This is a genomic window from Streptomyces sp. NPDC046759, from assembly GCF_040645475.1.
In the GTDB taxonomy this organism is placed as follows: domain Bacteria; phylum Actinomycetota; class Actinomycetes; order Streptomycetales; family Streptomycetaceae; genus Streptomyces.
Genome location: NZ_JBEYYJ010000015.1, coordinates 140,985 through 153,275, shown reverse-complemented (window position 1 = coordinate 153,275; position 12,291 = coordinate 140,985). Strand labels below are relative to the sequence as shown.

General features: G+C 71.6%; 14 protein-coding genes. 12 read left to right on the top strand and 2 right to left on the bottom strand.

Annotated elements, in window-relative coordinates; translation table 11 throughout:
- Positions 1 to 17: 17 nt before the first annotated feature.
- On the bottom strand, positions 18 to 758 hold the full coding sequence (locus ABZ919_RS21480; RefSeq protein ID WP_361250053.1) for a GntR family transcriptional regulator: 741 nt from the start codon (positions 756 to 758) through the stop codon (positions 18 to 20).
- 110 nt (positions 759 to 868) lie between these two features.
- Between ABZ919_RS21480 and ABZ919_RS21475 the strand changes: the two genes are divergently transcribed.
- The 12 genes from ABZ919_RS21475 (at position 869) to ABZ919_RS21420 (ending at position 11,785) form a co-directional block, all read left to right on the top strand.
- Positions 869 to 1,900: an ABC transporter ATP-binding protein gene (locus ABZ919_RS21475; protein WP_361250051.1), complete on the top strand. Its 1,032-nt coding sequence runs from the start codon at positions 869 to 871 to the stop codon at positions 1,898 to 1,900.
- Positions 1,901 to 2,006: 106 nt separating this feature from the next.
- The gene (locus tag ABZ919_RS21470) at positions 2,007 to 3,203 is read left to right on the top strand and encodes an ABC transporter substrate-binding protein (RefSeq protein ID WP_361250048.1); all 1,197 of its coding nucleotides are present in this window, start codon (positions 2,007 to 2,009) and stop codon (positions 3,201 to 3,203) included.
- Between the two features lie 14 nt (positions 3,204 to 3,217).
- Positions 3,218 to 4,111 (top strand): ABC transporter permease, encoded by an 894-nt coding sequence (locus ABZ919_RS21465; RefSeq protein WP_361250165.1) that lies wholly within the window; start codon positions 3,218 to 3,220, stop codon positions 4,109 to 4,111.
- Positions 4,112 to 4,126: 15 nt separating this feature from the next.
- On the top strand, positions 4,127 to 4,942 hold the full coding sequence (locus tag ABZ919_RS21460; protein ID WP_361250046.1) for an ABC transporter permease: 816 nt from the start codon (positions 4,127 to 4,129) through the stop codon (positions 4,940 to 4,942).
- 31 nt (positions 4,943 to 4,973) lie between these two features.
- Positions 4,974 to 5,684 carry a maleylpyruvate isomerase N-terminal domain-containing protein gene (locus tag ABZ919_RS21455; protein WP_361250044.1) on the top strand — a complete coding sequence of 237 codons (711 nt, stop codon included), beginning with the start codon at positions 4,974 to 4,976 and terminating at the stop codon, positions 5,682 to 5,684.
- A 121-nt stretch (positions 5,685 to 5,805) separates the two neighbouring features.
- Positions 5,806 to 6,087: a hypothetical protein gene (locus ABZ919_RS21450; RefSeq protein WP_361250041.1), complete on the top strand. Its 282-nt coding sequence runs from the start codon at positions 5,806 to 5,808 to the stop codon at positions 6,085 to 6,087.
- A gap of 210 nt (positions 6,088 to 6,297) precedes the next feature.
- Positions 6,298 to 6,462 carry a hypothetical protein gene (locus tag ABZ919_RS21445; protein WP_361250038.1) on the top strand — a complete coding sequence of 55 codons (165 nt, stop codon included), beginning with the start codon at positions 6,298 to 6,300 and terminating at the stop codon, positions 6,460 to 6,462.
- A 2-nt stretch (positions 6,463 to 6,464) separates the two neighbouring features.
- Positions 6,465 to 6,737, top strand: coding sequence for a DUF4190 domain-containing protein (locus ABZ919_RS21440; protein WP_361250035.1), 273 nt, complete (start codon positions 6,465 to 6,467; stop codon positions 6,735 to 6,737).
- 54 nt (positions 6,738 to 6,791) lie between these two features.
- Positions 6,792 to 7,559 (top strand): DUF2071 domain-containing protein, encoded by a 768-nt coding sequence (locus ABZ919_RS21435; RefSeq protein WP_361250032.1) that lies wholly within the window; start codon positions 6,792 to 6,794, stop codon positions 7,557 to 7,559.
- A 361-nt stretch (positions 7,560 to 7,920) separates the two neighbouring features.
- Complete coding sequence (locus ABZ919_RS21430) at positions 7,921 to 8,568, top strand: hypothetical protein (RefSeq protein WP_361250029.1); 648 nt, start codon at positions 7,921 to 7,923, stop codon at positions 8,566 to 8,568.
- A 305-nt stretch (positions 8,569 to 8,873) separates the two neighbouring features.
- The gene (locus ABZ919_RS21425; protein WP_361250027.1) at positions 8,874 to 10,622 is read left to right on the top strand and encodes a carbohydrate binding domain-containing protein; all 1,749 of its coding nucleotides are present in this window, start codon (positions 8,874 to 8,876) and stop codon (positions 10,620 to 10,622) included.
- 281 nt (positions 10,623 to 10,903) lie between these two features.
- The gene (locus ABZ919_RS21420) at positions 10,904 to 11,785 is read left to right on the top strand and encodes a DMT family transporter (protein ID WP_361250024.1); all 882 of its coding nucleotides are present in this window, start codon (positions 10,904 to 10,906) and stop codon (positions 11,783 to 11,785) included.
- Positions 11,786 to 11,824: 39 nt separating this feature from the next.
- On the opposite strand, the gene ABZ919_RS21415 is transcribed toward ABZ919_RS21420, so the two are convergent.
- Positions 11,825 to 12,214 carry a RidA family protein gene (locus tag ABZ919_RS21415; protein ID WP_361250022.1) on the bottom strand — a complete coding sequence of 130 codons (390 nt, stop codon included), beginning with the start codon at positions 12,212 to 12,214 and terminating at the stop codon, positions 11,825 to 11,827.
- Positions 12,215 to 12,291: the final 77 nt, after the last annotated feature.

The following is a 12,291-nucleotide window of genomic DNA, read 5'->3' as shown; positions in this document are numbered from 1 at the left end:
AACCGGACGCGGCGCGGTCAGAGGGTGAGACGTACGGCGACGAGCCGCGCCGTCGACTCCCTGACGCACCGCTCGGCCAGCGTGCCGGCCGATTCGTGGGCCCCATCTTGCACGGCGGAGATCACGGCGCGGTGACGGTCCGCAACTTCTTCACGATATGCGTCGTCGGACAGGACGAGGCACAGGAGTGCGGCTATCTCGCTCTGCAGCGCGACCTGTTCGCGGGTGAGCCGGGCGGACTGGGCGGCCGCCGCGAGTTCGACGTGGAAGCGGCCGTACAGGCGGCTGCGTGCGGCCGCGCCCTTCGCGCGAGTCAACTCCTCGGCGGTACGGCGGAGTTGGTGCAGGTCACCGGGCTCGGTGCGCTGTGCGGCGAGCCGGGCGGCGGCGCCGGACAGGGCGGCCCAGTGGTCACCCAGGTCGCGCAGTTCCTCGGTGCTCCAGCCGCGCAGCCGGGCCCTGAGGCGGTCGTCGGCGGGGACGTCCGGGAGGGAGACGAAACTGCCGCCGCCGCGGCCCCGCCGCGTGGTGACCAGGCCCTGTTGCCGCAGGGCCATGAGCGCCTCGCGCAGGGTGACCGTGGAGACGCCGAGCCGTCCGGCCAGCTCGGTCTCGCCGGGCAGCTGCTCGCCGTCGGCGAGAAGGCCCAGTTCGATGGCGTCACCGATGCGGCGGACGACCGCGTCCACGCGGGCCCGGTTGTCGACCGGGCTGAAGACGGCCTTGCGGGCGCCGCCCTCCATCTCGTGCTGCCTCACGGTCGCCACCTCCCGCATTGACTCAAGCTTTACCCTAAGGGGACCTTGAGCTTAGAACTATGACTTCATATGTTTGCCGTCAACGTACAGCGCGCCAGAAAGGTTCCCCCATGGAGGGAATTGCGATCCGGCTGCAGGACCTGCGGAAGTCGTTCGGCGAGACGACCGCTGTTGCCGGGGTCGACCTGGAGATCAGGGACGGGGAGTTCTTCTCGATGCTCGGCCCGTCCGGATCGGGGAAGACGACGGTGTTGCGGCTCGTCGCCGGGTTCGAGACACCGGATCAGGGCCGGATCGAACTCGCCGGACAGGAGGTCACCGACCTCGCCCCGTTCGAACGGGACGTGCACACGGTCTTCCAGGACTACGCCCTCTTCCCGCACATGACGGTCGAGCAGAACGTCGCCTACGGGCTCAAGGTCCGCAAGGTGCCGAAGGCCGAGCGCCTCGTCCGCGCCCGCAAGGCCCTCGCCGAGGTCCGCCTGGAGGGCTACGGCCAGCGGCGCCCGGCCCAGCTCTCCGGCGGGCAGCGCCAGCGCGTCGCACTCGCCCGCGCCCTCGTGGGCCGGCCCCGCGTGCTGCTGCTGGACGAGCCGCTCGGTGCCCTCGACCTGAAGCTGCGCGAGCAGATGCAGGTGGAGCTCAAGGCCATCCAGCGGGAGGTCGGCATCACCTTCGTGTTCGTCACCCACGACCAGGAGGAGGCCCTGACGATGAGCGACCGCATCGCCGTCTTCGACGGAGGCCGCATCGCCCAGGTCGGCACCCCCGCGGAGATATACGAGCGTCCGGCGACCCCGTTCGTCGCCTCCTTCGTCGGCACCTCGAACCTGCTCGACGGGGAGGCGGCCCACCGGACCCTCGGCGCCCCCGGCACCTACAACATCCGGCCGGAGAAGATCCGCGTCCTGAAGGAGTCCGCCGAGGCGGACGAGCCGGAGCACACCACCGCCACGGGAACCGTGGCCGAGGTGGTCTACCTGGGCGACGCCACCCGCTTCCTGGTCGACCTCGACGGCGGCGGCCGGCTCATCGCGCTCCAGCAGAACCTGGAGACCTCCTCCGAGGACGTCGCCGCCTATCGCGGCACCCGGGTCCGCCTGCAGTGGCACCGCCGGCACGCCGTCCGGCTGCCCGACTGACCCCCGCCCCTCCCACACCCCTGCTCCACATCCCCTGGCTCCACGTCCCCTGCTCCACGTCCCCATGTTCCGCGTCCCCGTGTTCCGCATCCCCATGGAGAACGTCGTGCGTCTCACCCGTACCCTGCGTGTCGCGGCCTGTGCCGCCGCGCTGCTGCTCGCCGCCGCCTGCGACTCCTCCGGCTCCGGCGGGTCGTCCGCCACCGGGCTCAACCCACCCCACCTCAAGGCCCCGACGAAGCTCGGCAGGACGGAGGGCCAGGTCGACCTGATCGCCTGGGCCGGCTATGTCGAGGACGGCTCCAACGATCCCAAGGCCGACTGGGTCAGCGGCTTCGAGAAGCAGACGGGCTGCCAGGTCCACTCCAAGGTCGCCGCCAGCTCCGACGAGATGGTCAAGCTGATGAAGACCGGCGAGTACGACGCCGTCTCGGCCTCCGGCGACGCCTCCCTGCGCCTGATCGCCTCCGGCGACGCGGCCCCGGTGAACACCGCTCTCGTCCCCAACTACAAGGACATCTTCGCCGGGTTGAAGAACGGCCCCTGGAACTCGGTGAAGGGCCAGATGTACGGCATCCCGCACGGCCGGGGCGCCAATCTGCTGATGTACAACACCGACAAGGTGAAACCCGCCCCCACCTCGTGGTCCGCCGTGTTCGACGACGCCGCGAGGTACAAGGGACACGTCACCGCCTACGACTCGCCGATCTACATCGCCGACGCGGCGCTCTATCTCAAGGCCACCAAACCCGAGTTGAAGATCAAGGACCCGTACGCGCTCGACCAGAAGCAGTTCGAGGCGGCCGTGGCGCTGCTGAAGAAGCAGAACGCGGACATCGGCGAGTACTGGGGCGACTACCTCAAGGAGGTCTCCGCCTTCAAGAGCGGCGACTCGGTGGTCGGGACCACCTGGCAGGTCATCGCCAACCTCGCCGCCTCCGAGGGCGCGAAGGTCAAGGCGCTGGTGCCGAAGGAGGGTTCGACCGGCTGGTCCGACACCTGGATGGTCTCCAGCAAGGCCAAGCACCCCAACTGCGCCTACCAGTGGCTGAACTGGATCGTCTCGCCCAAGGTCAACGCCCAGGTGGCCGAGTACTTCGGCGAGGCCCCGGCCAACTCCAGGGCCTGCGCCGAGACCAGTGACAAGAACTTCTGCACCGTCTACCACGCCGCCGACGAGAGCTACTGGAAGAAGATCGCCTTCTGGAACACGCCCATCGAGCAGTGCCTGGACGGCCGCACCGACGTCAAGTGCGTGCCGTACGCCAAGTGGGTGCAGGCCTGGACCGAGATCAAGGGCTGAGCGTGACGACCGATGTGACGACCGATGTGAGGGCCGCCGCCGGCCGGGGAACCGTCCGGCGGCTCGCCGGCAGCCTGCACCGCAGGCCCCGGCTGCGGCTGGCCCTCCTGCTCACCGCGCCGCTGCTGTGGCTCGCCGTCCTCTATCTCGGGTCGCTGGCGGTTCTGTTCGCCTCCGCGTTCTGGACGACGAACTCCTTCACCTCGCAGGTGGTGAAGGTCTGGTCGACGGACAACCTCCACGAGCTGTTCACCACGCCCGTCTTCCGCGAGGTCATCGTGCGCAGTGTGGGCGTGGCGCTCGCGGTGACGGTGCTGTGCGCGCTGATCGCCTTCCCGGTCGCGTTCTACACCGCGCGGGTGGCCCGGCCCAGGTGGCGTCCGCTGCTCGTGGTGGCCATCCTCACCCCGCTCTGGGCGAGTTACCTGGTCAAGGTGTACGCCTGGCGGCTCATCCTGTCCGAGGGCGGCCTCGCCGACTGGATGCTCGCGCCGTTCGGGCTGAGCGGCCCCGGCTTCGGGCTGCCCGCCACCGTCCTCACCCTGACCTACCTGTGGCTGCCGTACATGATCCTGCCCATCCACACGGCCCTCGAACAGCTTCCGGCCAACCTGCTCGACGCCTCGGCCGATCTCGGGGCCCGGGCCGGGCGGACCTTCCGCTCGGTGGTGCTGCCGATGGTGCTGCCGTCGGTCGCGGCCGGCTCGGTGTTCACCTTCTCGCTCAGCCTCGGCGACTACATCACCGTGCAGATCGTCGGCGGCAAGACCCAGCTGATCGGCAACCTCGTGTACTCCAACATCGAACTCAACCTGCCCATGGCCGCCGCGCTCGCCACCGTACCCGTCGTCGTGATCGTCCTGTATCTGCTGGCGATCCGCCGCACGGGCGCCCTGAACAGCCTGTAGGCCTGGAGGAGAGCCATGCATCTCAGCCGCACCGCGCGCATCGCCCTGCGCACCGGCGCCGGGCTCGGTCTCGCGGTGATCTACGTCCCGCTGCTGCTCGTCCTCGTCAACTCGCTGAACCCCGACCGCAGCGCGAGCTGGCCGCCGCCGGGGCTCACCGGACACTGGTGGTCGGTGGCCGTGCACAACTCCGGCGCCCGGCAGGCGCTGTGGGTCTCGGTGAAGGCGGGTCTCGGGGCGACCGCGATCGCGCTGCTCCTCGGGACGCTGATCGCGTTCGCCGTGGCCCGGCACCGCTTCTTCGGCCGGGACACGGTGTCCTTCGTCGTGGTCCTGCCCATCGCACTGCCCGGCATCGTCACCGGCATCGCCCTCAACTCGGCTTTCGGCACGGTGCTGGAGCCGCTGGGCGTGGGGCTCGGGCTGTTCACGGTGATCATCGGTCACGCCACGTTCTGCATCGTGGTGGTCTTCAACAACGTGGTGGCCCGGTTGCGCCGTACGGCGGCCTCGTACGAGGAGGCGGCCATGGACCTCGGCGCGACCACCTTCCGCGCCTTCGCCGACGTCACCTTCCCGCTGGTCCGCTCCGCGCTGCTGGCCGGCGGTCTGCTCGCCTTCGCCCTGTCCTTCGACGAGATCGTGGTGACCACGTTCACCGCGGGGCCCGGCATCGAGACCCTGCCGATCTGGATCTTCGACAACATGACCCGGCCGCAGCAGGCACCGGTGGTGAACGTCGTGGCCGCGGTGCTCGTGCTGGTGTCGGTGGTCCCGATCTACGTCGCCCAGCGGCTGTCCGCGGACACGGCGACGTCGAGCCGGGTATGACACCCTGCAGGGCGTACGAACAGGGAGACGGATGAGTTCAGGGAATGCACGCCCCGGGGATGCACCTTCCGGGGACGCCGCCGGTCCGGCGCGGGCGCTGCGCGCCAGCTACGAGGCCGCCTCGGCGGTCGTGGCCGGAGTCGGGGACGAGGAGTCCTGGCTGCCGACCGGCTGTACCGGCTGGGCCGTCCGCGACCTGGTCTTCCACTGCCTCCAGGACGCCCAGCGCGCCTTGGTCGCCCTGCACACGCCGGCGTGTGAGCCGGTGGACCGGGACGCGGTGACGTACTGGCAGGACTGGCAGCCGGACACGACGGGGGCCGCCAACGGCCGGCGCTGGGTGCGGGTGAACGCGAGCATGTTCCTCGACTTCGGTCAGCTCCGGAGCCTGTACCTGGAGACCCTGGCGGCGGCCGTGCAGGCGGCGGACGCGGCCGACCCCGCACAGCACGTCGGCACCCAGGGCCACGTGCTGACGGCCGGGGATCTGCTGAGCACGCTCGCGGTGGAGGCGACCGTCCACCACCTGGACCTGACCGTGCGGCTCCCGCACGCGCCGGGACCGGCGCCCGAGGGGCTGGCCGCCGTGCGCGCCACCCTGGACGGTCTGCTCGGCCGGCCCGCGCCCCCCGAGTGGAGCGACACGCACTACGCGCGCGTGGGCACCGGGCGGGCCGCGCTCACCGAGGTCGAACGGGCCGTTCTGGGCGCGGCGGCCGACCGGTTCCCGCTGTTCGGCTGAGGGGGCCCGCAGACGGCCGGGGCGGTGGCCGTCGCCCGTCACACGCCCAACACGGGGACACCGGGGGGCGACACCTGCGCGGTGCGAGGCCTGCCGGACGGGTTGATGCAAGCCTGCGCCCATGAACAACCCGCCCAGCATCAACAGGTACGTCGACCGGGTCACCGCCGGGCCCGGCGGAGCGATGACCGAGGAGGCCGGCGTCGTCACCGGTGATCTGACCGTCGCGACCATCCTGCTGTCCGACGGCCACAGCGTGCGCGTCGCCGTCCAGCACACCGGCGGCGACACCTGGTACACCCTCGCCGGCGGCCCCGCCCCCGTACCCGCCGGCCAACTCGCCGCCTACCACCGGGACCTGCTGGGCCGTATCCGCCGGGGCGGCGGCACCCGCGCCACCTGAACCGGGCGAGCGGAGAGTGAGCTTCCGTCAGGTGCCCGAAGGAGACGCGGACATGGGGGCCGTTTCCTGCGTGAGACCGCCGCTCGCGGGATACCCGGAGGTCATGAACACGTCGAGGCAAGCCCCGTACCCGCCGATGCCGTGGCACGCGACGGCATCGGCGCACAAGCCGCCGTCCGTGTACACCACCGTCGCCCCGGGGAGGTAGGCGTGCTCTTCCTGGTCGTCGCACTGCTTCTGCTGGGCCTCGTCGTGGGAGCGGCCGCCTATCTGCCCTGGCCCCTCGCGCTGGTGCTCGGCTCGCTCATCGCCGTGTGGCTCCTGGTCTTCGGGGGCCGTGAGCGCCGGCGCCGCAACCGGACGAGGAGGGCCTGACCATGCCGCTGACCGCTGCGCCGTCGAGCCGGACGGGCCGACAGGACACCGAGGGAATGGCGGTGGCCTCCTTCGTCCTGGGACTGGTCGGGTTGCTCGTCCTCAACATCGTCCTGGGCCCCATCGCGATCGTGCTGGCCGTCATCGCCCTGCGCCGGAACACACCACGCCGGTTCCGGGCTCTCCTCGGGCTGGGCCTGGGTATCGCCGACCTGGTGGTCCTCGCCGTCCTCGCGACCGCACAGGGCACGGCGTCCTGGTCGGTCTGGGGCTGAGGGGCGCCGGCCGGCTCCCGGTTTCGGCATGGGCCCCGGGGGCAGTCGGTGCACATGGTCTCGTACGGACCGGAGCAGCGTGTCTACGTGCCCGAGCTCTGTGCCCGATGGCAGACGCAGACGTTCCTGCACTGGGCCTACCCTCCGGAGCAGGTGCAGCGCCTGCTCCCGGACGGGCTCGGCGTGGACACGTACGAGGGAACGGCGTGGGTCAGTCTCACGCCGTTCGTCATGGCCGGCGTGCGCCCGCCGGCGTTCCCGGCCGCGCTGCCCGCCTTCGCGGAGACCAATCTGCGGACCTATGTGCGCGGGCCGGACGGCCGCGACGGGCTCTGGTTCCTGTCCATCGAGGTCTCCTGCCCGGTGATGCTGGCCGCCCGCGCGATCGGGGCGCCGTATCACCTCGGCCGTCTGGCGCTGTCGCAACGCGGGGGCGTCCAAACGTACCGAGGCGCCCGGTGGGGCGGTGGTCCCCGGTACCGGGTGGCCGTCCGTCCCGGTGGGCCGATGCGGCCGACCCACCGCGACGTGTGGCTGACCTCCCGCTGGCGGGCCTTCTCGCGGCGGCTCGGGATGCTGTGGGAGACGCCTGTCGAGCACGAGCCCTGGCCGCTGCACGAGGCGCACCTCGTCGACGTCGAGGAGACCCTCATCCGGGCCGCCGGCCTGCCCACGCCCGCCGCGCAGCCGTTGGTGCACTTCTCGGAGGGGGTGCACCGGGTGCGCTTCGGCCTCTCCCATCCGGTCCGGCCCGCACGCGGTCGTGCGGCGGGCGATGCCCCGACGGCGCCGCCTCGCGCCGAAGGAGCCGGACACGCATGAAGCCGGCCTCCACGACCAGACCCCACCGCAAGGCCGACCCGGCGGACAACGAAGGGCAGCCGCCGACCAACCGCCCCCGTCGCGAACCGTCCACGGCGCGTCCGACACCCTCACCGGACCCGACGGCACGGGCCGCACGGCAGCCGACGCGGTGGCGCCCGACGGCACGCCTGGCCAGGTCCGAGCGCACAACCGACCCGGCGGACAACAGGTGGCAGCCGCCGACGAACCGCCCCCGCCGCGAACCGTCCACGGCGCGTCCGACACCCTCACCGGACCCGACGGCACGGGCCGCAGTAGCCGGACTCCAGCCGGCGTGGTGGCACTGCGGCCGGATCCGGCATCGAGCCGCCCGGCGCGTATGAAGCGGTCCGCTCCGGGTCCCGGACACGCTGCCAGGCTGCGCTTCGACGGCTGGATCGCCGGCATCGGCACGGCGTCCGGCACCCGTGTGGTCCTCGGTCACTGGCCGTGCTCGCCCTTCGGCCCGTTCAGCGACGTGATGGTCGAACGCGCCGACGGCCACCGCCTGCTGCTGGCCCCCACCCGGCGCACGGCGGACTTCATCGCCGGGACCTATGCGTTCGACGAGGTACGGGTCGTGCCCGTGGAGGTACGGGTCACCGGGAACGAGTGGACGGTCACGGCGGCTCCGGTACTCGAGCTGCGGCTCCGCGTCGGACGCAGAGGCCTGCCGGGATTCCTGCTCAGGGCGGTCCCGGGCGCGCTGGCCGGGCGGACGAGCTGGACGGCGCTGACGGACCCGGTGACCCGCGTCCTGCTCGGCACACGCACCCGGGGCAGCGCCGGCAGCGGCCGGCGCGAGTGGTACGGCGCCCGCGATCTGCACCTCGTCGAATCGGTGACCGCGGTCCAGGAGGGACAGGACCTCGGCCCCCTCGCCCCGGTGGAGCCCGCCGTGCGCTTCGGCTTCGGCTCGACGCCCCGCCGGCCGTGCCTGGTCCGCGTGACCACGACGGTGAGCGTGCCGCGCACTCGGACGCTCTGAACGTACCGGCTGGGACGCGGCGATTCCTGGCGCCGCTCCACGGCCCGTCCCAGCCGGCCCGGGCCGCTCTCGCACATGCCCGGCGGCGTCACGGGGCTGCCCTCGTGGCCCTGATGCGCCGCCAATTACCGCAGGGCGCAATCAAGTTGACTCCCATGAACGGGCAAAAGGCGGCTCCCGCACCTTGACCCCGGTTTGGTCCAGACCAATCATGGCCTAGACCAATAGGCCGGCCGGGCCGTACAGCGCGCCATCTCCGTTCGACTCGCGCACATCCGCCCGACGTTCGCCATCCGGGAGTACCGATGACACGTCCGAGACCCGTACGCGCCTTGCTCGCAGGCCTGGCCACCCTGGCCGCCTCGGCGGGGCTCGCTGTGGGGGCCGGGGGCACCGCGCACGCGGCGACCCCACTGCCCACGCACGTCTTCGCACCCTACTTCGAGGCCTACAACGGCGACAGCCCCGCCGCCCTTGCCCAGGCCTCCGGCGCCAAGTACCTGACCATGGCCTTCCTGCAGGCCGACAAGAAGGGCTCCTGCACCCCGTACTGGAACGGCGACACCGGCACGCCCGTCGCCTCCTCCGTCTTCGGCGCCGACTTCACCACCATCCGCTCGCGCGGCGGCGACGTGATCCCCTCCCTCGGCGGCTACGCGGCCGACAACGGGGGCACCGAGATCGCCGACAGCTGCACCGATGTGAACTCCATCGCCGCCGCCTACGAGAAGATCATCACCACCTACGACGTCTCCCGGCTCGACATGGACGTCGAGGACAACTCCCTGACGAACACCGCCGGCATCGACCGCCGCAACCAGGCCGTCAAGAAGGTCGAGGACTGGGCCGCCGCCAACGGCCGCTCCGTGCAGTTCTCGTACACCCTGCCGACCACGACGACCGGGCTCGCCGACAGCGGCCTCGCCGTGCTGCGCAGCGCGAAGAGCGCGGGCGCACGGATCGACGTCGTCAACATCATGACGTTCGACTACTACGACGGCGCCACCCACCACATGGCGACCGACACCGAGACGGCCGCGAGCGGACTGCACGGCCAACTGGCCTCACTCTACTCAGGCTTGTCGGACAGTCAGCTGTGGAACATGGTGGGCGTCACGGAGATGCCCGGCGTGGACGACTACGGCCCGGCGGAGACCTTCACCACCGCCGACGCCCCAACGGTGTACGACTGGGCGGTCGCCAAGGGCATCAACACCCTCTCCTTCTGGGCCCTGCAGCGCGACAACGGCGGCTGCCCCGGCTCCGGCGCCTCCGACACCTGCTCCGGCATCGCGCAGGACACGTGGTACTTCACGCACTCCTTCGCGCCCTTCAGCGGTGGTACGACGACTCCGCCGGCGAACGACTTCTCCGTGTCCCTCTCCCCCGCCTCCGTCTCGGTGGACCCCGGGGCAAGCGCGACCGCGACCGTGACGACCTCGGTCACGTCGGGCAGCGCACAGACGGTCGACCTGGCGGTGAGCGGCGCGCCGAGCGGAGTGACCGCCTCCCTCAGCCCGTCCTCGGTCACCGCCGGCGGCACCTCCACGCTCACCGTGAAGACCGGTGCCACCACGGCGCCCGGCACCTACACCCTGACCGTCGCCGGCACGGCCGGCTCGACGCGGCACAGCTCCACGCTCACCCTCATGGTCAAGGGGTCCGGCGGCACGGCCGTCCTGAGCAACGGCGACTTCGAGACTGGATCGCTCACACCGTGGACCTGTGACCCCGGGGCCTCGGTCGTCTCCTCCCCCGTGCACGGCGGATCCCACACGCTGAAGACCACGCCCTCCGCCTCGCAGACCGGCCAGTGCGCGCAGACCCTGACCCTGAAGCCCCACACCTCCTACACCCTGAGCGGCTGGGTGCAGGGCCCCTACGCCTACCTCGGTGTCAGCGGAGGCGCCACGGCCAGCACCTGGGCCTCGTCCTCGTCGTGGTCGAAGCTCACGGTCCCGTTCACCACCGGCTCCTCGGGCACGGTCACGGTGTACATCCACGGCTGGTACGGCCAGGGCGCCATCTACGCGGATGACCTGACCCTGGGCTGATCCACCGCTTCCACCGGCCCCGCTCGGCGGTCACCGGGCGGGGCCGGCTCAGCACATCCGCTACCCGCGCGCCGAGGGACGGGCCGGGGCCCGCCCGGTACGGGCGGGAACACCTGGTCGGCACGACCGAACGGGCCGCACCGGCCGCTGGGCAGTGGACCGCACCGAAGCGGCTCTCACGGCCGGCGCCCCGCCGCCAGACCCGGCACGGACGCGTCGCCTTCCGTAGGCTGAAGAGACCCGGAGTCTCTTCGGAGGCCTCCCGCAGGCAGGAGACGGTCGTGATCGAACTGGCCGCGGCGTTCGCCGTCGCGGGAGCAGCGAGCAACGCCGTGGGCACCGCCTTCCAGCGCAAGGCCGCGTCGGCGAGCAGCCGCGGCGGTCTCCGGCTGCTCGCGGAGCTAGTGCGCCAGCCTTTCTGGGTGATCGGCATGTGCGGTGTGATCAGCTCCGCGCTGTTCCAGAGCCTGGCGCTGGTCAATGGCCCGCTCTCGCTGGTGCAGCCACTGTTCATCCTGGAGCTGCCCTTCGCCCTGCTCGTCGCCGCCCCGCTGATGCACCGGCGGCTTCCGAGCTCGGGCTGGTGGGGCGTCGGCGGCTGTGTCGCGGGCCTCGCCGTCCTGCTGATCGCCGCCGCCCCGCACGGCGCCGGGCACCAGGCACCGCTCACCCGCTGGATCCCGGCGATGTGCCTGTGCGTCGGCGCGATGGCCGCAGCCGTGCTCATGTCCGGCCGCGGCCGCCCGCCGGCCCGGCGCGCCGCGCTCCTGGCGGCTGCCGCCGCCACCGGCAACGCCCTGACCGCGGCACTGCTGAAGTCGGCCAGCGGCACCTTCGCCGACCATGGATTCACCGCATTCCTGCAGTCCTGGCAGACGTACGCCTTCGCCCTCACCGGCGCCGCCGGCCTGATCCTGCTGGAGAACGCGCTGCAGGCCGGTCCGCTGGCCGCGGCACAGCCCGCGATGACCATCGGGGACGCGGTGGTGAGCCTGACGCTCGGCATCACCCTGTTCGAAGAGCGGATCCGCACCGGCTGGTGGCTGGTACCGGAGGCGGCCGGTGCTCTGCTGATCGTCGTGGGCGTGCTGGTGCTCAGCCGGGCGGTCCAGCACATCACCGTGGTACCGGTCCGGGCCGAACAGGAGCACATGGCGACCTGAGCCGGGCCCGGGTGCCGTGCCGGGCCGGCGCTGCGCCGATCATCCCGCGCCGCGGCGGGCGTACACCTCGATCTCGATCTTCATACGAGGGTCGGCGAGGCCGCACTCCAGCATGGTGGCGGCCGGGCGGATCTCGCCGAAGCAGCGGCGCAGCACCGGCCAGCAGGGTTCGAAGTCGGTACGGTCCGGCAGCAGGTAGCGCACCCGCACCACATCGGCGAAGGTGCACTTCGCCTCGGTGAGCGCGGCCTCGATGTTGCGCAGGCACTGCTCGGCCTGGGCGACGACGTCGTCCGAGATCGTCATGGTGGAGTAGTCGAACCCGGTGGTCCCGGACACATGCACCCAGTCGCCGTCGACCACGGCACGGGCGTAGCCGATCTGCTCCTCGAAGGCCGAGCCGCTGAGGATCGCACGTCGCTCTGTCATGCGCGGAACGCTAGGTGACCAGCTTCGGCACGTCCAGTACGGATCATGGACGGGCATCGCCCAGCCCCCGCTGAGCC